Genomic DNA, 22,004 nt, shown 5'->3' with positions numbered 1-22,004 from the left:
GCGCGCGCGGCGATCAAATCACCATGACCGGCGTGTAAGCGACCGCGTCCTCGGCTTCTTCGTTGAATGTGTATTGCTGATGTTGAACCCAGCAATGCGCGGCCCAGGGCTCCAGGCGGACCGCGAACACCCAGGTTGGATGGATATCGTACTTCGCCAGAAAGTGCAGCAACGCCAGGGAGTCGAACAAGCACAGGTAATTCGCCGGAAACAATCCGCGCAGCTTCAAGAACGCCGCAGTGAGAGCTCTCGCGCGCGTCATGTCGATCGGTCTACTCGCGCGTTTCTCTTTGCGCCGTGCCACGGACATCACGGTGGCTTCGATCGATCGCCAGCGCAGGCTGAGCTTGGCTGCGCTGCAGGCCACGAAGAAGTTCACAATCTGGCCGAGCGTCACCGAGGTATCCAGCAGCGTTTCCTGATCGACTAGATTGTCCACTGCGACTTCGATCTGCGTCGGTGCGATCGCTCTGCCGCTGCCGTCGTTGGTCAGCAGACCGCCTTTCACAAGTTCGTTCAATGCATCGCTCAATTGCTGCTCTGGCAACGATGGTGCATCCGGCCGCGTCGAGGACAGTGCTCGCAAAGCCGTAGCGGCGGCGCCATTCACCAGCATGTAGTCGTCTTGTTTCAGGTCGAGGAACACGAAGGCGTCGCCGCGCTGGCAGAAGTGTACGTGGGGAGGCAGGAAGTATCCGCTCATCGCTGGACTCGTCGGCGTCGGTGGGAAGCAAGAGACGCATGACCCTTGCGGGTCATGCGCCCTTCAACCGAGCATCATCCCGTGACTGAGTCACCGGAACGACGCAAGGCAATTAGAGCGAGAACTGCGGAACATCCGCGATCTCAGTGAAGATAGAGTCCTTGCCGGTACGAGTGGCTTCGGAAACTTTGCCGAGCTTGATCATGTTAGTACTCCTTTGGTTTGTTGAACCGCCATCCGTGACGATGGCGGGGAGGAGGTTGGTCGCAGCGGTAGCCGACCTCAAGCCGAACATGTCCCGCCTGGTGCTTGCGACGCTGTTTGGCGCGACTGTGGTGGAATGGATTGCGTGCTGCGAAACAATCTCGACGGCAGATGCATCTTGGCATCGATTCTCGCGAATATCCAAGTGTCGCCAGCGTGTTGAGCGCGTTGACTTCAGCCTGCTCAAGCGCGGCCCGCGACGGCTCGATGAGCAGCTGCGGGCGGCAGCTTCGACCTGTAGGGAGCTTGCGGTCGAATCGCTATGCAGCGGGTGACAGAGCTGGATTGTTGGATTTGAGCTTGCGCCGGCCGGCTCGACGTCATGTCGTGAACGAACATGCTATCGTCTGACGCGCCTGCCCACAGGAAGTCACGAGCAAGGCAAGCAACACGGAGGAACGCATGTCAGCCGAGCCCGTCACAGCCGATGTCACCGAGCAACTGCCGCCGGGCCTGCGCGATTGGATGACGCTCGAGCGCTTGCATCTATACAAGCCCGATCTTTTTCAGAATTCAAAGCGCGATCCATCGTTCGACATTCGTTATCTGCCGCAGCACTCGCAGGCGTTTCGATTGCCCAGTTACTGGGTTCCCCGCCGTCGTTTGCATGTGCTGGGCGCGCCAGCTTCCGAGGCCATGGCCTTGGTCTCGGGTTCGTCTTCGGACGAGCGGGTGCTGTTTCCTGTTCATCCTTCAGCTCTCGAGGATTTTCATCCGTGGCTGCGCGAAGTCGATGCCCGCGATGCGGCGGCGGAAGGTTTGCGGATCTGGGCGCTGCCGACATCGAGTATCCGCACGCTGCTGGCCTGGCCGGAGGGAGGCGGCGAACGAGCCGTGTTCGTCAAAACTTCGCTGCATACGGCGATGTTTCGCGACCGCCGAATCACTCGTATCGGGGTCGGACGTGCGGTCGGGTTGAACACAGTCGTTGCACAAGCACGCGAGCAACTGCCGAGCAAGCTGCATGTTCTATCCGAGGTATTCGGTTTCTCACCTCGTCATCGACTGGATAGCGGAGCGTTGGTCCGACTGGCGCCGCCGGAAGTCAGCGATGGTCGTACGCGACTCGCGCCGTTGTTTTCATTGCTGGGCGGCCACGACGGGCGCACTCCATTGCTACTGACGATGCTCGAGCGCACGGACGCGACGCCCGTGGAGTTCGTCGATCGTGTGTTGTGCGCCTGGTTCGCGCCGCTGTGGGCAGAGCTGACCTTCGGTCACGGCATCATTCTGGAATCGCATGGCCAGGATTTGATGCTGGCGCTGTCCGCGGATGGCGTTGCCACCGGTGATCTTTATTACCGCGATCTGGAAGGGCTGCAGATCGATTGGGAGTTGCGCCGTCATCTGGGCTGGCCGACGCCGGAGCTGCCGAATGCCTGGGGCTGGCGGGAGACCTACGGCACCTGGAGCCACCGGTACTCCGATTTCCTTTGGTATAAGTGGCGAACCAGTCTGTTCGCCTTCCTTCGTCTGGTGCTGGTCGAGACGGAGGAGACGCTGCGAGGGTGGTACGACCGCGGTCTGGTGCGTGGTCCCAAGTGCGCCGAGGGCGAGCTCACAACGCTCTTTTCACATCACTTATTCACGGCCCTCGAGCGGCAGTTCAATGTGTCTCTGGGCCCGCGCTACGACCTGCTGCCGTCGCTGAATCGCTTTCTGATCACGCTGGTCGAGCTGCGAAAACTCAAGTGCCCAGTGAACTCATCTGTGAACCCATAAGAAAGACCGGTACTCCGGCCGAGTAGCTCCTTTCCTACACTCACGATTTCCCGCGTGCGCTGAGGTTTTTCGCCCGCTGGCACGTCTGAATAAGAGGTCACCCTCACAGGAATGACCCGCGAGCCCAAACTTTGTAGTCAGGATGGCACGCACCCGCAGTGAACCTACAGACACAACGCGCAGCAGCAAGGTCCGGCCCTATGAGCACGGCACGAGCCAGCAGTACTCCTTCTGTATCCATGTCCAGTCTGGCCGGCCGTGTGATCGCGAGTATCTCCAATGCCACTCGACAGGAGCTGTGCCGGCATGCGAGCGCGAATGCCTTACAACTGCGTGAGGCCCTCGAGGCGCTGTTCGTCAGCCGCGTCGGCAGTCAGCCGGGCGTCGAGCGACTGCGCTTCCTTTTCTTCGCGGCGCCGCTGGTGCGACGCCTGGTGATCGGCACGGCCAATCTGAACGGCCGGATCGGCGGCACGGACATCACCTTCGCCGACGTGAAGTCCTGGCTGGAATGGCTGGATTCCATGGATCCCTTGTGCGCCCGGATGATCGACCTGCGTTACTTCGCGGGCGTCAACGTCAAGGAGACGGCCACTTTGCTGGACCTGCCCCCCGAGGCGGTCATACGCGAGCTGCGCTTCGCCCGCGCCTGGCTGCGGATCAAAGTGAGCCCGGACGAGACCGCCTAGCCGGAATCCTCGAGTTTCAACACTGGGCCTCCCGTTCGCGTTGAGGGAGGCCCATTTTTCCGCTTGCAATCGTTCCTGGCGGGAGCATGTAGGGATGCTCCTGGCCGTTTCTTTGGAGTGAGCGCTTGCGACGCGGATTCCTGACGATGCTGGCCGTGCTTGGCCTGCTGCACGTGTATATCGGCCTGAGGCTGTTGCCCGATCTGTCGATCGGCATTACAGGTCAGGCAATCGGTGCGTTGCTGCTGGTGGCTTCGTGGGCACTGATTCCGTCGGTGCTGAGGCGATCCAGGCGCGGTGGCGCGGATGCGCTCCTGTGGACGGCGCTGATCGCCATGGGGCTGTTTTCTTCCCTGTTCGTGTTCACGCTGCTGCGTGATCTTTCATTGCTGATCGCTGCCCTGATCGTTCCGACGGAGCTCACCAACAAGGTTCAGAACGTCACGGCTTGGATCGTTGTCGGCGCCGCGGTCTTTGCCACAGCGATTGGGTATCTCAATGCGAGGCGTGTCGCGCGAGTCGTTCACGTCGATGTGCCAATCCCCGATCTGCCGGCGGCGCTGCATGGATTCTCAATCGCGCAGATCAGTGACATTCACGTCGGGCCGACCATACGACGCAACTACGTCGAAGGCATCGTTGCCGCAGTGAACGGGCTCGAAGCCGATGCCATCGCTATCACTGGCGATCTGGTGGACGGCAGCGTGAGGGAGTTGGCGTCGCACGTGGCACCGCTCGCTCAGCTGCGAGCGAAGTACGGAACGTTCTTTGTCACAGGCAATCACGAGTACTACTCCGGTGAGCGCGCGTGGACGAACGAGCTGCGGCGGCTCGGCATGCGAGTGCTGATGAACGAGCACGTGGTCGTCGATCATGGTGATGCCAGATTGGTGATAGCGGGTGTGACGGACTACAGCGCGCATCACTTCGACCCGGTGAACCGCAGTGATCCAGCGGTTGCGCTTGCCGATGCACCGACAGATGCGGGAGCGAAGATTCTGCTCGCCCATCAGCCGCGTTCTGCGCCGGCAGCGGCAGCGGCCGGTTTCGATCTGCAACTTTCCGGGCACACGCATGGCGGGCAGTTCTGGCCGTGGAATTTCTTCGTGCGTTTTCAGCAGCCGTTTACGGCAGGGCTGGATCGACTGGGCTCGCTGTGGATTTATACGAGCCGAGGGACGGGCTATTGGGGTCCACCGAAACGTTTCGGCGCGCCGTCGGAGATTACTAGAATTCGTTTAGTCTGCGCCTGAGGAAGCCCCGGACTATATACGCACACGGAGGAGGAGAGATTCGGGAAGGGCCTCGGCGAAGCGGCGGCTTTCAACTGCTCATCGTCGACTGTCGGATCGCCAGGCGAGCGGGGATGGTGTGACTTTGCACGGGTTCTTCACGGATGAGGGCGAGCAGACTTTCCACCAGTAACGTTGCGGCTGCTTTTGTATCTTGTTGTACGGTGGTGAGGCTGGGGTTGGTGAAGCTGGCGATGGGAATATCATCGAAGCCAGCGACCGCGACATCCTGCGGAACTCGAAGGCCGCGATCCGCGAGTGCGCGCATGGCGCCGATGGCGATCAAGTCGCTCGCGCAGAACAACGCGTCGAACTCGATACCTCGTTCGATGAGTTCAGTCACCGCGTCATATCCCGACCGCTCGGTTGTGAACGCGTCGATCTGTAACTCCGCTCGCACTGAACAGCCAGCGCCCTCGAGCGTCTGCGAATATCCCTTGTAGCGCTCCAGAAACTCCGGGTAATGCGCCGATGCATGCCCGATGAACGCGATGTTTCTTCGGCCTTGTTCGAGCAGATGCCGGGTCATGTCGCGACCGCCCTGAAGGTTGTCGCAGCCGATGCTGACGCCCGGCTGGCCCGGCAGCACTACGCCCCAGCGCACGAAGTGCGTGCCTTGCTCCACCAACAACTCCAGCCGCGACACATATTCCAGATAGTCGCCGTAGCCGAGCAGGATCAGCCCGTCGGCCTTCTTGCTGTCCTCGTATTCCACGTGCCAGTTGCTCGAGAGCTGCTGAAACGAAATGAGCAGGTCGTAGCCCTGCACCGCGCAGGCACGGGTCAGCGAGCCGAGCATGGACAGAAAGAACGGATTGATCAGCGAGTCGTCCAGGGTCGGATCTTCGAAGAACAGCAGCGCCAGGGTGCCCGACTGCTGGTTGCGCAGGTTGGATGCGTTCTTGTCGACCTTGTAGTTGAGCTCGTGGGCGATCTGCAGGATGCGCTGCCGGGTCTGCTCGTTCACCGTGGGGCTGCCCCGCAGGGCGCGCGACACAGTGGGTTGAGACACGCCGGCCAGGTAGGCGATGTCGAACGAGGTGGCTTTGCCTTTGTTGCGCATCAGGCTCCCCGGCCCTGCTTGCTTCCGGGGAGCAGTTTACTGGTTCCGGCGCCGGGCTGCCGAAACCGCGGCGTTATGTCGCGCGCTGGCCGCCGATCCAGGTTTCGAGCACGTTGATGCCTGCGTCGACCAGCACCAGGTCGGCGCGGTAGCCGGGCTCGATGCGACCCAGTTCGTAATCCAGGCCGAGGAAGGTGGCCGGATACAGGCTGGCCATCCGAGACGCCTGCGGCAGGTCCACCTCGAGCATTTCCAGGGAGTTGCGCACGGCGGTCGCCATGTCGATGTCGGAGCCCGCGAGCCGCCCTTGTTCGTCGACCAGCATGTTGTCGTAAACCGAGATCGGCCGACCCTGCAGCCTGAAGGACTTGTTCGGCGCGCCTACCGTGGGCATTGCATCCGTGACGAGCATGAAACGATCCCGCCGCTTGCTGCGCATGGCGATTCTCAGCACGACCGGATCGACGTGGTGTCCATCGACGATGATGCCGCACCAACTGCCATCGTCATCGAGTGCGGCGCCGACCGCGCCCGGCTCGCGGCCCGTGAGTTGCGACATCGCGTTGAACAGATGCGTGAACCCAGTGAGGCCATGGTCGAGCGCCGTACGGATTTCTTCGTAAGTGCCATTGGTGTGGCCGGCGGAGACGATGACGCCCGAATCGCCGAGTTTGCGAATGATCTGCGGCGTGGTCCGTTCCGGGGCGAGCGTGACCAGCGTCTTGCCGCCCCGTAAAGACGTGAGCAACCCAAGCGCATCTTCATCGAGCCAGCGCAGCTTGGTTTCGTCGTGCACGCCCTTGCGGGCCTCGTTCAAGAACGGCCCTTCGATATGAATGCCAAGCACGCCTGGAACGCCGATTTCGATCGCATCCTGCGCGGCGCGCACGGCGCGCGAGACGACGTGGAGATCGTCGCTGATCAGCGTGGGCAGATAACCGGTCGTGCCGAAACGTCGGTGCGCGCGACCGATCTCTCGAATCGAGTCGACGCTCGGATCGTCGTTGAACAGCACACCCCCGCCGCCGTTGACCTGCACATCGATGAAGCCCGGCAGCAGCGTTTGGCCGAGCATGTCGAAGGTCTCGTCCGCGCTCCAGCGCGAATTGCTTGGAACGATCTGCTGGATCCGCGCGCCCTCGATCAGCACGACTTGATCTTCGACCCATCCCGAGTCGCGGAGAATGCGTCCATTGACCAGCGCCAAGGTCATTACAAAGTCTCGGTCACTTTGTTCAGATGCGGTGGACGATCCGGGTCGAGACCGCGTGCGGGCGCGAGTGACGCAACCATCCGATAGAAACTTTGCACCATCAGCAACGGCTCGATCACCGCGTGCGAGGCGATCGTCGGCAGCGCAATCGCATCCGGCACCTTTGGGCCGGCGAGCAGCACATCCGCGCCGCGCTGAACGAATTCGGTCGCGAGCTTTTCGATGCCGGCGCGGCTCTCATCGTTTTGCGACAGCATCAGCACGGGGAACCCGCGGCCGACCAGCGCCATCGGGCCATGTTTGACTTCGGCCGTACTGAACGCTTCGGCATGCAGGCCGCAGGTTTCTTTGAACTTCAGCGCCGCCTCTTGCGCGACGCCCAGCCCATAGCCGCGGCCGAGCACGAACAGGTTGTTGGCTTGCTGCAAGACGGGCAGCGCTGCGCGCCAATCCAGATCCCAGGCTTGTGCCAGCTGTTCCGGCGCGCGCATCAGCGAGCCGAGCAATGTTTGATCCGTCGTCCAGCAGGCCACCAGATGCACGATGGCGCTGAGCGAAGCGATATAGGACTTGGTCGCGGCGACGCTGGTCTCCGGGCCTGCATGCAGCGGCAGCGAGTGGTCCGCCAATTGCGTGAGCGGCGAGTCAGGCGTGTTGCACAACGCGATGACGCACGCGCCGTTTCGTTTGGCGTTCTCGGCCGAGGCGAGCAGATCGGGGCTCTTGCCCGATTGTGAGATCACCAGAAACACCACGCCGCGCATGTCAGGTTGCGCATCGTAGAGCGAGCTCAGGGAAGGTGCAGCCGATGTAGTCAGTAGCTTGGTGTGCGATTCGATCAGGTACTTGGCGAAGGTGGCCGCATGATCCGAGCTGCCGCGCGCGCAAGTGACAACTGCGCGAGGATTCATTTCTCGCAACAGCGCGCCGATGCGACGGCTGATGTCGGCATTGTTTTCCAACTGACCGCGCACCACCTTGGGTGCCTGCGCGGCTTCAAGGTACATCCGACTGTCCATGCCCGTGGTCATGACGATGCGTTGAGCTCGGCGACGAAATCATAGATATCGCCGCGGTAGAACGATTGTGAGAACTCGACGGCGCGGCCGTCCTTGAGAAAGCCGACGCGCTCGACCAGCAGGCCCGCATCTTTCTCCTGTGCTTTCAACAGCTGCGCCTGCTCGGCAGTCAGCAATACGGCGCGCAATCTCTGCAGCGCTCGCACCGGCCGATTGCCAGTGCGTTCCAAGGCTTCGTACAACGATGTTTCCACCGACTCCACCGAGGGCAGGCAGTCGGCCAGTACGGTCGCGTACTCGAGCGCCATCGGCGCGTCGTCGGCATACCGGATTCGGCTGAAACGATAGACCGGAGTGCCCGGGCTGGAGCGCAAGGTCAGCGACTCGCCAGGAGTCACGGCGCCAGCGGCGCGATCGAGCCAAACGCTGCGAGGCTTGCGTCCGCGTGCGCGCATGTCTTCAGAGAACGAAGTCAACTTGGCGAAATTTTTCTCGACCCGGTTGGTGACGAACGTGCCCGAGCCTTGCTTGCGAATCAGCAAGCCTTCTTCCACCAGGCCGTCGATGGCCTTGCGCACCGTGATGCGGGAAACGTTCAGTTCCTCGGCCAGGTCGCGCTCCGGCGGCAAGGCGTCGTCCGCTCCCAGGACGCGGTTTTCGATGGCCACCCGGAGCTTGCGTTGCAACTGCTGATACAGCGGCAGGGTGCTGGCTTCGTCGAGTGGCTGCAGGTGCTCGGACAGCGGCGTCAATGCCCTCTCCTCAAGGTACGGCGTGCGGGGCTGTTGTGTTCGGTTGTGGGGCAGCAAGATGCCATTGGAATGCTACCAATGCAATACCAATGACCAGACAACAGTTCATCGGATCGTGCTTAACTCACTGGAAATACGGCCGAAAACTCACCTAAACAAAAATGGTATTGACGGGGCTTGGCATTTCGGCCGGACTGGTACTATATTGGACCCATATTGGTCCGATCAAAAACATCACAGGGGTAGGGAGCATGAGCAAGAAACGCACGACTCTGATCGGTGCCGCGGTCTCGCTGGCGTTATTCCAGCACGTCGCGGAGGCGCAAAACCAATCGACGGAGGGCGCCGGCATCGAGGAGGTGGTCGTCTCGGGCATTCGCGGCAGCTTGCGACAGTCGGTGGAGACCAAGCGCGAATCCAGCGCCATTGTCGACGCCATCTCGGCCGAGGACATGGGCAAGTTCCCCGACAAGAACGCCGCCGAATCGTTGTCTCACGTGCCCGGCATCAATATCGATCGTCAGTTCGGCCAGGGCGAGCGCGTCAGCATCCGTGGCACGGACCCGGCGTTGAATCGCACCCTGCTCAATGGCCAGACGGTGGCCTCGGCCGATTGGTTCATCCTGGACTCGCCCGGCCGCACCTTCAATTACACGCTGCTTGCGCCCGAGATCGTCGAACGCATCGAGGTTTATAAGAGCCCCGAGGCGCGCATCGACGAAGGCAGCATCGGCGGCACGGTGATCCTGCATTCTCGCCGGCCGATCGATTTGCCCGCCGGTACGCTGCGCACGTCGCTCGACTATGCATACAACGATCGCGCCGAAGAGGGCGCGCCGAACTACTCGGCGTTGTATAGCTGGAAGAACGACGCCGACACCTTTGGTGTCCTGATCACGGCGCTGCAGTCCGAAGAGGAACTGACCCGCCATGGCATCGAGACGTTCAGTTATCCGACCGCGGGCGCGGCCGGTGTTCCTTCCAGCGTCGTGTCCGATCCCGATGCAGTGTTCCCCAACGCGATCAACTCGGCGCTGTTCGTGCAGGAGCGTAAGCGCACCAGCGGCACGCTTGGCGTGCAGTTGAAGCCGAGCGATAGCTTCGAGCTGAATCTCACCGGTCTGTTCGTCAACGCCGAGTACGACAATTACAACCAGAGCCGCTACGCGTTCTTCGGTCACGGGTTGTCGGCGCCGAACATGACGCGTGCCACGGTCCAGAATGGCTTGATCACGTCCGCCGATTTCTCCAACGGCCTGACGTTGCTGGATGCCATCTCGCGGCGTTCGGAAGTCGAAACATATGCTGTCGACCTCAAGGCCGACTGGCGCGGCGATGGCTGGAGCGGCAGTGCGACCATCGGCACCACCGAAGCGGACGGCGGCACCCAGCAGCAATATTTCTTGGAGTACGAGGCGGTAGGCGGCTTCAGTTACGACATCGGCAACGAGCGCGCCTCGGTCACGTTCGCCAACGATCCGACCAATCCCGCTTCCATGCCGGGCATCGGCTTCGGCCAGTCGCGCCAGCAGCCGACGCACGATGAAGAGCAATACGTGCAGGTCGACTTCACGCGAGAGCTCAACTGGGGCCCAATCAAGCAGTGGCAGTTCGGCGCCAAGTATCGCGAGCACAAGACCGATCAGCAGGCGCGTCTCGGCAACATCGCCGGCAGCGCCCTGGCAGGGCTGGGCCTGGCCGACTTCGCCGGTGGCCTCACCCCAGGAAACATGCTCAGCGGTGCGGATGCGAACTCCGGGTTGGAGCGCTGGCGGACCGTGGATCGCAGCGCCTTGGAGAACTTCGTAGCGGGCGCGCCCCTGGTCAATCCGTTCACCTCGCCGCCGACCCCGCTGGGTGTGGGCGTGTTCACCGAGTTCCCCAACGCCGCGTTCAACGTGGAAGAGGAAATCACCAGCGCTTACACGCAGTTCAACTTCAACGGTGAAGGTTTCCGCGGCAACCTCGGTCTGCGTTACGTGATGACCGATCAGCTCAGCCGCGGCTCGACCGGCATTGGTGGCGGCGTGTTCGTGCCGAACTCGTTCTCGAGCGACTACAACGATTTCCTGCCGAGCTTTAACTTCGCGATGGACGTGGCGGATGACGTGGTGGTGCGCTTGTCGGCTTCACGCACGTTGGCTCGCGCCAACTTCGCCGATCTCGCCTCGTTCCTGGAGCTGGACAACACCACCAACTCCGGCAACGGCGGCAATCCCAACCTCGATCCCTATCGCGCCAGCAACTTCGACGTGTCGGCCGAATGGTATCTGGGCGAAGAAGGCCTGCTCGCGATGACGTTGTTCTATAAGGATGTGCGTTCCTTCATCGTGCGTCAGTCCTCGCCCGAGCAGCAGTTCGACACCAACTCGGGCCAGATCGAAACGTTCGATGTCTCGCGTCCGCGCAACGGCGCCGGTGGCGAGATCCAGGGCTCGGAGCTCACTTATCAGACGCGGCTGTGGGGCGACTTCGGCCTGCAGGCCAACTACACCTATGCCGACGGCAGCACGGATGAAGGTTTGCAGCTTCCGTTCAGCTCCAAGCACACCATCAATCTCACGCCGTACTACGACAACGGCACCATCAACGCCCGTCTCACCTACGGCTGGCGTTCCAAGTACTTCCGTGAGATCGGTCGCAACGGGGTGGCGGTCACAACCGACGAATACGCGCAGCTCGACGGCTCGTTCGGCTGGCGTGTGACCGACAACATCGAGCTGACGGCGCAGGTGCTGAACATGCTGGACGAGACTCACTACGAGTACGCCGGCGAGGAAAGCAGACTGCTGAACCTCTACAAGAACGGCCGCCGGTACTTCGCCGGCGTGCGCTTCGCCCTGTAAGCGACGGCCGGGCCGCGGATCTCCGCGGCCCGGATCCGGGCTCGTGATGGCAAGACCCTCGCGCACGTCCTGCTGCGCGCAGTAAAGTCGTGCCAGTTCATCCCGGTTCATCCATGAGCGGACCGCGTCGGCGCCGCCCCTAGCCGAAGTATTCACGTATGGACCAAACGGCTGCTGCGAAGCGAACTGTCATCGGGCTGCTGGCCGCCCTCATGCTGGCTGGCTGCGGTGACTCTCCGAAGTCGCCTTCACGCGCGTCGGCGCTCGTCTCCGTGATTCCTGCGCCCAGCAAAATCGAGCAGCGCGCCGGTGAGTTCGTCCTCGATGACGAGACGCGCCTGGAGTTTGGCGATGGCGTGGAGGGTGAGCGGCTCGGCGGCTATTTGATCGATCTGGTGCAGCGGACTCATGGCGGCGGTCTGAACGCCGGGGCTGGCGAGGTGGGCAACAATCCTGGCGCCAAAGCCATTCGTTTCGAGCTGTCCGCCGATGGGAGTGGGGGCGAACGATATTCGCTTGTTTCATCTCCCGAGCGAGTCGTGATTTCCGCCGGCGATTCACGTGGCCTGTTCTATGGTGCAGTGACGCTGTGGCAGCTCATGAGCAAGCGCGATGGCGGCCTCGTGTTGCCCGTTGTGACGATCGAGGATTCGCCACGCTTCAGCTGGCGGGGTTTGATGCTCGACTCGGCGCGCCACTACCAGCCGCCGGAGTTCATTCGCAAATTCATCGATGTCATGGCGCTGCATAAGTTCAATGTGCTGCATTGGCATTTGACCGACGATCAAGCCTGGCGACTGGAGATCAAGAAATATCCGCGTCTCACTGAAGTCGGTGCGTGGCGCGTGCCGGCCGGCGCAGCTCCTGCGGCCGATATCGATCCCGGCACCGGCAAGCCTCGCCTGTACGGCGGTTTTTATTCGCAGGAGGAGGTGCGGGAGATCGTCGCCTATGCGAAAGACCGAAATATCACCATCGTTCCAGAAATCGACATGCCGGGACATGCGAGCGCCGCCATCGCGGCGTATCCGCAGCTGGCGGTGATCGATCGACCCTCTACGCAGGTGCCCGCGGATTGGGGTGTCTATCCCAATCTGTTCAACGTCGAAGAAAGCACGTTCCAGTTTCTGCAGGACGTGCTGGCGGAGGTGATCGCGCTGTTCCCGAGTGAATACATTCACGTCGGCGGCGACGAAGCGGTCAAGGATCAATGGAAAGCGTCCGCTCGCGTGCAGGCTCGCATGCGCGAGCTCGGGCTGAAAGACGAGCATGAAATGCAGAGCTATTTCATCAAGCGCATGGAAACGTTTTTGAGCAGCCAGGGCCGCCGCTTGATCGGATGGGATGAGATTCTCGAGGGCGGCCTTCCGCCGAAAGCCACGGTGATGTCGTGGCGAGGCATCGACGGTGCGGTGGCTGCGGCGACGGCGGGGCACGACACAGTGTTGTCGCCTCAGCCGACGTTATATTTCGACCGCCGTCCGGTAGATCTGCCCACGCTGCCAGGTCGCGCGAGCGTAGTGACAACCGAGGAGGTGTACGCCTTCGATCCCGTGCCGGCGGCTTTGAATGAAGAGCAGCGCAAGCACATTCTCGGCGTGCAGGCGAATATTTGGGTCGAGCACATCCGCACGCTCGAGCGGGTTGAACTCATGACTTTCCCGCGCGCTGCCGCGCTCGCCGAGGTGGCGTGGTCGCCGGTGAAGGATTGGGCCAGCTTCTCAGCGCGCTTGCCGGCGCAGCTCGAACGTTATAGAGCGCTCGACGTGCGCTATGCAGAAGCGCTGCCGCCGCGCTCTCTCGATCCTTTCCGACGTAGCAGTCACGAGTTGGCGTTGTGCAGCGACAAGATTCGTTTGTCGCTGGAAGACGATGCGCCGGTGACGGGCGACCGCGCGGTGTTCCTGGTGGATATCCTGGATCCGTGCTGGGTGTTCAAGGACGCGGATCTTTCCAAAGTGCAATCTTTGGTCGCGGCCGTGGGCCAGGTGCCGTTCAATTTCCAGATTGGAGACGCGGTGAAGCAGATCCCGCTGCCTCCGCCCGCGACCGCGGCTGGCGAGCTGGAAGTGCGCATCGGGGATTGCAAAGGCGAGCGCATTGCCGTGTTGCCGTTGGCGCCGGCGGTCGGGAACCATGCGGTGACTACGTTGCCTCCGGCGCAGATCACGCCGCGCGAGGGTAAGCACGATCTGTGTTTCACGTTCACTCGTAAGAGCATCGATCCCACCTGGGTGATCGATTCGATTGCGTTGCAGACCACCACCGCGGCAGCTACCGAATGAACCACAGCGATCTTACCGATATGACTGTCGAGCGGGAGCCCTCCGCATGCTGACGCTGCATTCACCGTTGAGTGGCTGGTGCGCGCCGCTCGATGAAACGCCGGATGAGGTGTTCGCTCAACGATTGCTTGGCGACGGTGTCGCCATCGATCCCACCGGCGACACTCTGCATGCGCCCTGCGATGGCGAGATCGTTTCGGTAGCGGCTTCGAAGCACGCCGTTGCTGTGCGCGCGGATATCGGCGCGGAGATTCTTTTGCACGTCGGTATCGACACCGTAGCGCTGAATGGCGAGGGATTCGAGGCGCTCGTGCAACCCGGCGAGCGCGTGCGGCAAGGTCAGCCGCTGCTGAAGTTCAATCTCGACGTTCTGGCGCGCGGCGCGAAGAGTTTGATCACGCCGATGCTTATCACTAACGGCGACCGGTTCTCCATTGCTGACGCCTGCGTTGGCTTGGCCGTTGAGGTGGGCGATGCGCTGTTCAAGGTGGTGAGTGAGGCTGGTGATACGGCGTCCGCGTCGACCGGCGGCGCAGGTCAGGAGCAGGCGTTGACCTTTGTGGTCCCATTGGCGCATGGGATTCATGCGCGGCCGGCGGCAGTCATCGCCAACTTCGCGAAGGCACAAGCGACTGAGATCAGCGTTTTGGCGCACGGACGGACAGCGAATGCGCGCAGCGCGGTGTCGCTGATGGCCCTCGGCCTCAAGCACGGCGATGAGATGACGCTCATCGCAAACGGCGCGGGCGCTCGCGCTACGCTCGAGCACCTGAAACAACTGGTGCTCGGCATAACCGAAGCCCCGCATGCGGCTGACACCCCACCGGGCGACGGGGCCAAGTCGGCGCGCTCGCCTGCGGCAGGTTATTCCGGCGCGCAGGACCCTGCTCAAGCTCTCGGCAAGCGGGGACAAATGGGCGTGCAGGATCCCAGCCAAACTCGGGCCGCGAAGGAAGGGTTTGCCGGGCGAGAAGCGAACGATTCGCCGCCGGCGACGAGCGGGCGCTTGCGCGGTGTGATCGCCAGTCGCGGACTGGCGGTCGGCCGAGCAGTCACATTGAAGGCAGCGGAGATCGCCGTGGTCGAGGCCGGTCGCGGCATCGGTCACGAGAGCGCCGAGTTCGAGCGCGCGCGCGATGAAGTTCGCGCGCGTCTGAATCAACTCGCACAGCACTCGCAGGGCGCCGCCAAGGACGTCATCACCGCTCATCTCGAGTTCATCGACGACTGGGAACTAGTTGCCTCCGCTCGTCGCACCATCTCTCGCGGCAAGAGCGCTGCCTTCGCCTGGCGTCGCGCCGTGCGCGACAGCGCGGATACACTGCGTTCGCTCGGCGATCCCCGTATGGCCGAGCGCGTCGATGACTTGATCGATCTCGAGTCGCAAGTGCTCCTAGCGCTGAATGGTGAAGCGCCAACCGCCATCCCGGCTCTGCCGGAACGCGCCATCCTGGTGGCCGAAGATCTCAAACCGTCGCAACTCGTTTCGCTGGACGCCACCAAGCTGGCAGGCATTTGCCTCGCCGCAGGCGGCCCCACATCGCACGTGGCGATTCTGGCTGCCGCGATGGGCGTTCCGGCGCTGGTCGCATTGGGGCCAGGCGCGTTGGCGGTTGAAGACGGCGCATGGCTGGTGCTCGATGCCGAGCAAGGCAACTTGAGCATCTCGCCCGATCAAATCGCACTCGCCGCGGCGGAGCAAACATTGGCGCAGCGACGCCAGCGCCAACAGACCGAGCGCGCCGCCGCTCACGTGGATTGTCGAACGGCAGATGGCGTGCGCATCGAAGTGTTCGCCAATCTGGCGTCCATCGCCGAAGCGCAAGTCGCCGTCGCGCACGGCGCGGAAGGATGCGGGCTGCTGCGCACCGAGTTTCTGTTCCTCGAGCGCGATTCGGCGCCCAGCGAGGAAGAACAGCTTCAGCAGTACCAAGGCATCGCTGGCGCACTTGAGGGTCGGCCTTTGGTCATCCGCACGTTGGATATCGGGGGCGACAAACCCATTCCTTATCTGCCGCTGCCCGCAGAAGAGAACCCAGCGCTGGGCCTCCGTGGCGTGCGCACCAGCTTGTGGCGGCCCGATCTGTTACGAGTGCAATTGCGCGCCATCCTGAGAGTGCACCCGGTCGAGCAATGCCGCGTGCTGCTGCCCATGATCACGGACCCGGCAGAAATCCGCGCCGTTCGACGCATGCTCGACGAAGTGCGTCGTGAGTTGAGCATCAACGAGCCAGTGCAGGTCGGTGCGATGGTCGAAACGCCATCATCGGCCGTCATCGCCGCGCGCATCGTGCGCGAGGTGGATTTCCTTTCCATCGGCACCAACGACCTCACGCAGTACACCTTGGCGATGGATCGCGGCCACGCCGAGTTGGCGCATCGAATCGACGGCCTGCACCCCGCGGTCTTGAATCTGATCGCGATGACGGTCGACGCGGCGGACGAGCAGGACAAATTGGTGGCGGTCTGTGGCGGACTCGCGTCCGAGCCCGCGGCGGTTCCGATCCTTATCGGGCTGGGCGTGCGTGAGTTGTCCGTAGTCCCGACGTTGGTGCCACAGCTGAAAAGTTTGATCCGCACGCTCACCGTCGAGGCCTGCCGCTCACTGGCTCAGCGCGCGTTGAGTCTGGATACAGCTGAAGCGGTGCGCGCGTTGGCAAATGAAACCATGACTCCGGCCCGCGGCTTACTACCGGCGCAGTGAAAGCCGCGCGCAGCGCAAGAAACAAACAAGTTTGCAGGGGGCTCGCATGAAAAACGTGATCACCGGCTTGCAGTCGATCGGTCGCGCGCTGATGCTGCCGATCGCGGTACTGCCTGTGGCCGCCTTGCTGCTACGGCTCGGGCAGCAGGACTTGCTCGACATTCCCGCCGTCGCAGCTGCCGGCGACGCCATCTTCTCCAATCTCGGTCTGTTGTTTGCCATCGGCGTGGCCGTGGGCCTTGCGCGTGAGAATCACGGTGCGGCCGGGCTCGCCAGCGTGGTCGGCTATCTGGTGACCACCAAAGGCGCGGAAGTCTTGATTGCCATACCGCCGGAAGTCACCGCCGGGCTCGTAGGGCAGGCTCGCGATTTCGCCATCGATGCGTTTCGCGAACGAGAGTTGGGCAAGTTGAGCGTGCCGGCGGGTCTGCTGTCCGGCCTGATCGCGGGCTGGCTGTACAACCGTTACAGCGATATCCGCTTGCCGAGCTATCTCTCGTTCTTCGGCGGGCGACGCTTCGTGCCTATCGCCAGCGGCACGGCCGGCATCGTGCTCGCGTTGGCATTCGGCTACGGCTGGCCCATCCTCGAGCGGGGCATGGATGCGGCGAGCGGAGCGGTGCTCGCATCCGACTCCATCGGATTGTTTGCCTATGGCGTGTTGAATCGCGTGCTGATCGTGACCGGCCTGCATCACATCCTGAACAACGTCGCATGGTTCTTGATCGGTGACTATCAAGGCGTGACCGGCGATCTGAAACGTTTCTTCGCGGGCGACCCCACCGCGGGTGCGTTCATGTCCGGATTCTTCCCGGTGATGATGTTCGGTCTGCCGGCGGCGTGTCTCGCCATGTATCGAACGGCGTTGCCGGAACGGCGCAAGGCAGTCGGCGGCATGTTGTTTTCCATGGCGCTCACGTCCTTTCTCACCGGCGTGACCGAGCCCATCGAATTCTCTTTCATGTTTCTTGCCCCGGTGCTGTACGCCATACATGCGGTGCTGACCGGCGTGGCCATGGCGGCAATGGATCTGTTCGAGGTGCGGCTCGGCTTCGGCTTTTCGGCCGGCCTGTTCGACTATCTGCTGAACTTTTCCAAGGCGACGCAGCCGCTGTGGCTGGCGCCCATCGGGCTGGCGTACTTCGCGTTGTACTACGGTTTGTTCCGGTTTTTCATTGTGCGCTTCAATCTCGCAACGCCGGGCCGCGAGAGCGAAGAAGCAGGTAGCTCGCGTGTAGACGCCAGCACGCAGGATGATTCCATACAAGGCTGGATTCGTGCGCTTGGTGGCGCGGGCAATCTCGTCGCCGTCGATGCGTGCACCACGCGGCTCAGGCTTTCGATTGCGGATCAGAAGGCGGTGAATGAGTCGGCGCTCAAAGCGCTCGGCGCTCGCGGCTTTGTGCGACCCTCGCAACAAACGTTGCAAGTCGTGGTCGGGCCGATCGCCGATCAATTGGCCTCTTCGATTCGTGCCGGTCTGAGACTGCCGGCGAATGTTCCTGCGTCATCAGCAACGCACGCCGCGACCCCCGCGCCGGTGAGCTCGGCTGGCGCAGTGTCCGCTGCGCAGCTGCTACAAACATTGGGGGGCTTCAAAAATATTCGCGACGTGCGAGCAGCGGCCAGCCGCTTGTGCTTCACGCTGCACGATGATGCAGCCGTGTCCGCTGAGCTTGCGCAACTTGCGGGAATTCGCGGAGTTGCGAGGCCGATGGCCCAAAGTATTCACGTTCTCGTTGGCCCTGCGGCTACGGGTGTGCTCGCTGATTTAGACCGCATGCGAGCGGGATGACTGCGTTGTCGGCGCGCGGCCCGCGAGGGTAGCTTCGGGAGGTCGCCCCGAGGGCAGATTTGCCGCAGTTGCTTTTAGTTCACCGAGCAGGGTAAAAAGCACACCGAAGGCCAACAGGGGAATGACGCCGGGGTCGCAGAACTCCAGTGCGTAATTAAAAATGTGCGTCCGGGACGGCGGCATGGCGCAAGCCATGCCACCGACTCGGATGCTTTTATTTTGCCCGGCTTCCCCTCAGCCCCGCACCTTCCCTTCGCTTTCGTTCGCTCACAGGCAGTTCCCCGCCGCCGCGCTCTCTGGCATGCTGACAACGTTGTCACATCCAACGACAGCAATGCTCATCAATCCGGGGGAATCAAAACGATGAATGCCGATGACGGCCGAGCGCCGAGCTACATGCCTGCACTGGTGGTGCTGACCTCGTTGTTCTTCATGTGGGGCTTCATCACTTCGCTGAACGACATTCTGATCCCGCACCTGAAAGCGATTTTCACGCTCAGTTATGTCCAGGCGATGCTGATCCAGTTCAGTTTTTTCGGGGCCTATTTCGTGATGTCGGTGCCCTCGGGCTATCTGGTGGAAAAGCTCGGCTATCGCAGCGGCATCATCATCGGGCTCGCCACTGCGGGGGTGGGCTGCCTGGGCTTTTATCCGGCCGCCTCGATGCAGTCGTATCCGCTGTTTCTGGCGGCCTTGTTTGTATTGGCTTCGGGCATCACCCTGCTGCAAGTGGCCGCCAATCCCTACGTGACGGTGCTCGGGCCCAGCGCGACGGCGGCGAGTCGGCTCAATCTCACGCAGGCTTTCAATTCGCTGGGCACCACGGTGGGCCCATTTCTGGGCTCGATCTTCATCCTGACGGCGGCGGTGAGCGCGGCCGCGCCGGTCGATACGGCCAAAGAGATCGAAACCGTGCAGGGTCCTTACCTGATCCTCGCCGGCCTGTTGTTCGCCATTGCCATCGTGTTCTCGCGATTCAAGCTGCCCGTGGTCAAGGGCACGGATGCGACCACCGCGAGCGCCGATGAGCACGATGTTCCCAGCGTCTGGAAGCACTCGCACCTGGTGCTCGGGGCGGTCGCCATCTTCATGTATGTGGGCGCGGAAGTTGCGATCGGCAGTTTCCTCGTGAACTTCATGGCGCAGCCCGAGGTGGGTGGCCTGCCGGAGCATGTGGCGGGTGGCTATCTGTCGTTGTACTGGGGTGGCGCCATGGTGGGTCGTTTCATCGGCGCGGCCGTGCTTCGCAAGGTCAAGCCAGGTCATGTGCTGGCGTTCAACTCGGCCTGCGCGATTGCGCTGCTGCTGATTGCGATGGCCACCGCGGGCAAGGTGGCGATGTGGGCGGTGCTGGGCATCGGCCTGTTCAACTCCATCATGTTTCCCACCATCTTCACTCTCGGCGTGGCCAAGCTGGGTCGACACACCGGCGAAGGCTCGGGCGTGCTATGCATGGCCATCGTCGGCGGCGCCATCGTGCCGGTGATCCAGGGTTACTTCGCCGACACCATGAGCCTGCTCTCGTCGTTCTTCGTGCCGGCGCTGTGCTACGCCTACATCGTGTTCTACGGCTTGAAGGGCCACGTGGTCCGCAGCGTGCGCGATGCAGACATTTCGGCAAACAACTCGGCGGATCGGGCGCGCGCCAATATGTGACGGCTTTCTCAGGCTGATTCATCAACAGTCGAGCCACCGAGACATCGGGCGCAGCCAGCGTCCGATCTCGGTGGCGGGATCTACGCCTGCGTGAGAGACTGCCGCCGCGAAGAAAACCCCGCACGGGCAAGTAATGACGGAAGGCAACTGGCAGCGCGTAGCAGGACGCACGCATCAGCGAGGATTCATCGACGGCGCACTGCCGATGCTCGTGAAGCGAGCGGTGGTTGCGCAAGCTGTTCTCATTCTCGTCGCGTTGTGGAGCTATGCCACCTGGCGGGTGTACAGCGACAAGGCCGAGACGCTCGAATCCGCACGCCACGAGCTGCGAGCCCTCGCCGCCGGCATGTACGTTCATTTGCAGGCGGTGCTGAACGACAGCCTCGGCGCGGCGCGCACCGCGGCCCAGAACATCGAGGCCAACGGCGGCATTCATGCGACCCCGCCGGAAACCGCGGCCGAGTTGCTGGCGCGTGAGCTCAGCGTTGGCGAGTATGTGCGCGCGTTGTTCGTGATGACGCCGAATCGATTCGTCGCCGCCGTCCGCAATCGCGACGTGCAGATGCTCGAAGCGCCACCGGCCTGGCTGCAAGCGGCGATAGCAGACAAGCGCAGCGTGTTCATCGGCAACACCATCGAAGATCCCATCCAATCCGATCAGCGCGCCTTCCCCATCGCCGTGCGCACCATCGATCGTTCAGGCGCCACGGTGTGGGCCGGCGCCTTGCTCGGGGTCGACGCACTGGATCAGCTGTACGAAACGATGGCGATCCGCGACGGCGCGCTGAGCGTGACCTCGACCAGCGGCGATCTGTTGTTACGAGTGCCGATGCCGAGCATGGCCCACAACGGTCGGATCAACGTCAGCGACAGCGAGGTCTTCAAGGGCGCCATCGAGCTGGCAGCGGAGGGCGGCTTCCTCGAGGCGCCCAGCCCGTTCGCCAACGGCACCTGGATCTACGCCATCCGTCGCCTCAACGATTATCGCCTCGCCGTCTCGGCCAGCCGCGAAAAGGAAGCGGTGCTGCAGTCCTGGCACGACCGCACGCGCGGGCTCACAGTCGTGCTGGTCGGCATCTCGGTGCTGTTCATCGGCTTGAGCGTGCTGCTACGTCACTTCATCAATCGCCTGGAACGCGCCAACACCAATCTCGGGCAGCTCAATGCCGAACTGGAAAGCCGGGTTGCCGCGCGCACCAACGAGTTGCAGGAAGCCAATCATCAGCTGGCGCTGACCAACGAAGAGCTGGAAGCGTTCACCGCCTCGGCCTCGCACGATCTGCGCTCGCCGCTCGGAACGATCGCAGGCCAGGCCGGACTTCTCAGGGACGATCTGCTCAGGGACGATCTGGCGAGAGCGAAGCCCGATGTGATCGCTCAGCGCATCGATCGCATTCAATCCAATGTCACGCGCTCTTCGGAAATCATCGACGGCCTGCTGTCGCTGGCGCGCGTCTCGCGACAGGAGCTGTTGAACGAACGGGTCGACATTTCGGCGTTGGCGCGCACCCTGGTCGAGGACCTGCGCCAGCAATATCCCAAGCATCGGGTGGACTGCAGCGTCGAGTCGAACCTGGTGGTGAACGCCGATCCGCGCCTGATGAAGATTCTGTTCGGCAATCTGCTGGGCAATGCCTGGAAGTACACCAGCCGCACGCACAACGCTCGCGTCGAAGTGAGCTGCACGCAAGCCACGGGCGGCGTCGTGTTCTCGGTGCGTGACAACGGTGCGGGCTTCGATATGTCCCGCTCGCAGCGGCTGTTCGAACCGTTCCAGCGTCTGCATAGCACGGCCGACTTTCCCGGCGTGGGCATCGGCCTGGCCATCGTGGCGCGCATCGTGCGTCGCTATGGCGGGAAGATCACGGTCGACAGCGAGCCGGGCCGCGGCGCCATCTTCCGCTTCACTCTGCCAGCCGCGGTGGTGAGCTCCAGGGAAGTCGTCACGGCAATGACCAGCCACGACGGCCGGTGCTAAGGTGAGACTCCAAACAACGGAGT

14 protein-coding genes are annotated in these 22,004 nt (G+C 62.5%); 9 read left to right on the top strand and 5 right to left on the bottom strand.

Going from position 1 to position 22,004, the window contains the following annotated elements; translation table 11 throughout:
- Positions 1-13: 13 nt before the first annotated feature.
- On the bottom strand, positions 14-703 hold the full coding sequence (locus tag JM946_RS21325) for a lasso peptide biosynthesis B2 protein (RefSeq protein ID WP_203169398.1): 690 nt from the start codon (positions 701-703) through the stop codon (positions 14-16).
- Between the two features lie 666 nt (positions 704-1,369).
- Between JM946_RS21325 and JM946_RS21320 the strand changes: the two genes are divergently transcribed.
- The 3 genes from JM946_RS21320 to JM946_RS21310 all read left to right on the top strand — a co-directional run bounded on the left by JM946_RS21320 (position 1,370) and on the right by JM946_RS21310 (position 4,631).
- Positions 1,370-2,689: an IucA/IucC family protein gene (locus JM946_RS21320; protein ID WP_203169397.1), complete on the top strand. Its 1,320-nt coding sequence runs from the start codon at positions 1,370-1,372 to the stop codon at positions 2,687-2,689.
- 239 nt (positions 2,690-2,928) lie between these two features.
- Entirely contained in the window at positions 2,929-3,378 is a 450-nt protein-coding gene (locus JM946_RS21315; RefSeq protein WP_203169396.1) for an ECF-type sigma factor, read from the top strand.
- A gap of 146 nt (positions 3,379-3,524) precedes the next feature.
- Positions 3,525-4,631, top strand: a complete 1,107-nt coding sequence (locus tag JM946_RS21310) for a metallophosphoesterase (RefSeq protein WP_203169856.1) — start codon at positions 3,525-3,527, stop codon at positions 4,629-4,631.
- A gap of 70 nt (positions 4,632-4,701) precedes the next feature.
- On the opposite strand, the gene JM946_RS21305 is transcribed toward JM946_RS21310, so the two are convergent.
- The 4 genes from JM946_RS21305 to JM946_RS21290 form a co-directional block, all read right to left on the bottom strand.
- Entirely contained in the window at positions 4,702-5,733 is a 1,032-nt protein-coding gene (locus JM946_RS21305; protein WP_203169395.1) for a LacI family DNA-binding transcriptional regulator, read from the bottom strand.
- A 73-nt stretch (positions 5,734-5,806) separates the two neighbouring features.
- Entirely contained in the window at positions 5,807-6,946 is a 1,140-nt protein-coding gene (gene nagA, locus JM946_RS21300) for an N-acetylglucosamine-6-phosphate deacetylase (protein ID WP_203169394.1), read from the bottom strand.
- Positions 6,946-7,977, bottom strand: a complete 1,032-nt coding sequence (locus JM946_RS21295) for an SIS domain-containing protein (protein WP_203169393.1) — start codon at positions 7,975-7,977, stop codon at positions 6,946-6,948. The genes nagA and JM946_RS21295 overlap by 1 nt, the downstream gene beginning before the upstream one ends.
- Positions 7,974-8,717, bottom strand: a complete 744-nt coding sequence (locus JM946_RS21290; RefSeq protein ID WP_203169392.1) for a GntR family transcriptional regulator — start codon at positions 8,715-8,717, stop codon at positions 7,974-7,976. The genes JM946_RS21295 and JM946_RS21290 overlap by 4 nt, the downstream gene beginning before the upstream one ends.
- Before the next feature lie 251 nt (positions 8,718-8,968).
- Here JM946_RS21290 and JM946_RS21285 point away from each other — a divergent pair, with 251 nt between their 5' ends.
- From JM946_RS21285 to JM946_RS21260, 6 genes are all read left to right on the top strand, one after another.
- Positions 8,969-11,563: a TonB-dependent receptor gene (locus tag JM946_RS21285; RefSeq protein WP_203169391.1), complete on the top strand. Its 2,595-nt coding sequence runs from the start codon at positions 8,969-8,971 to the stop codon at positions 11,561-11,563.
- Between the two features lie 158 nt (positions 11,564-11,721).
- Positions 11,722-13,848 (top strand): family 20 glycosylhydrolase, encoded by a 2,127-nt coding sequence (locus JM946_RS21280; protein ID WP_203169390.1) that lies wholly within the window; start codon positions 11,722-11,724, stop codon positions 13,846-13,848.
- A 46-nt stretch (positions 13,849-13,894) separates the two neighbouring features.
- Positions 13,895-16,552, top strand: a complete 2,658-nt coding sequence (gene ptsP / locus JM946_RS21275; RefSeq protein ID WP_203169389.1) for a phosphoenolpyruvate--protein phosphotransferase — start codon at positions 13,895-13,897, stop codon at positions 16,550-16,552.
- A 46-nt stretch (positions 16,553-16,598) separates the two neighbouring features.
- Positions 16,599-18,347, top strand: coding sequence for an N-acetylglucosamine-specific PTS transporter subunit IIBC (nagE, locus tag JM946_RS21270; RefSeq protein WP_203169388.1), 1,749 nt, complete (start codon positions 16,599-16,601; stop codon positions 18,345-18,347).
- Between the two features lie 363 nt (positions 18,348-18,710).
- Complete coding sequence (locus tag JM946_RS21265; RefSeq protein WP_203169387.1) at positions 18,711-20,003, top strand: sugar MFS transporter; 1,293 nt, start codon at positions 18,711-18,713, stop codon at positions 20,001-20,003.
- A gap of 133 nt (positions 20,004-20,136) precedes the next feature.
- Positions 20,137-21,981, top strand: coding sequence for a sensor histidine kinase (locus JM946_RS21260; RefSeq protein ID WP_203169386.1), 1,845 nt, complete (start codon positions 20,137-20,139; stop codon positions 21,979-21,981).
- The last annotated feature ends 23 nt before the right edge of the window (positions 21,982-22,004 follow it).

The organism is Steroidobacter gossypii (assembly GCF_016801985.1).
In the GTDB taxonomy this organism is placed as follows: domain Bacteria; phylum Pseudomonadota; class Gammaproteobacteria; order Steroidobacterales; family Steroidobacteraceae; genus Steroidobacter; species Steroidobacter gossypii.
The sequence above is the reverse complement of the archived record's forward strand: the minus strand, read 5'-3'. Positions and strand labels throughout refer to the sequence as shown.

Coding starts and splice junctions, on each gene's coding strand:
- JM946_RS21265 (WP_203169387.1), top strand. CDS start 18,711: ATGAATGCCGATGACGGCCGAGCGCCGAGCTACATGCCTGCACTGGTG.
- JM946_RS21295 (WP_203169393.1), bottom strand. CDS start 7,977: ATGACCACGGGCATGGACAGTCGGATGTACCTTGAAGCCGCGCAGGCA.
- JM946_RS21280 (WP_203169390.1), top strand. CDS start 11,722: ATGGACCAAACGGCTGCTGCGAAGCGAACTGTCATCGGGCTGCTGGCC.
- JM946_RS21260 (WP_203169386.1), top strand. CDS start 20,137: ATGACGGAAGGCAACTGGCAGCGCGTAGCAGGACGCACGCATCAGCGA.
- ptsP (WP_203169389.1), top strand. CDS start 13,895: ATGCTGACGCTGCATTCACCGTTGAGTGGCTGGTGCGCGCCGCTCGAT.
- nagA (WP_203169394.1), bottom strand. CDS start 6,946: ATGACCTTGGCGCTGGTCAATGGACGCATTCTCCGCGACTCGGGATGG.
- JM946_RS21315 (WP_203169396.1), top strand. CDS start 2,929: ATGTCCAGTCTGGCCGGCCGTGTGATCGCGAGTATCTCCAATGCCACT.
- JM946_RS21325 (WP_203169398.1), bottom strand. CDS start 703: ATGAGCGGATACTTCCTGCCTCCCCACGTACACTTCTGCCAGCGCGGC.
- JM946_RS21320 (WP_203169397.1), top strand. CDS start 1,370: ATGTCAGCCGAGCCCGTCACAGCCGATGTCACCGAGCAACTGCCGCCG.
- JM946_RS21310 (WP_203169856.1), top strand. CDS start 3,525: ATGCTGGCCGTGCTTGGCCTGCTGCACGTGTATATCGGCCTGAGGCTG.
- nagE (WP_203169388.1), top strand. CDS start 16,599: ATGAAAAACGTGATCACCGGCTTGCAGTCGATCGGTCGCGCGCTGATG.
- JM946_RS21285 (WP_203169391.1), top strand. CDS start 8,969: ATGAGCAAGAAACGCACGACTCTGATCGGTGCCGCGGTCTCGCTGGCG.
- JM946_RS21305 (WP_203169395.1), bottom strand. CDS start 5,733: ATGCGCAACAAAGGCAAAGCCACCTCGTTCGACATCGCCTACCTGGCC.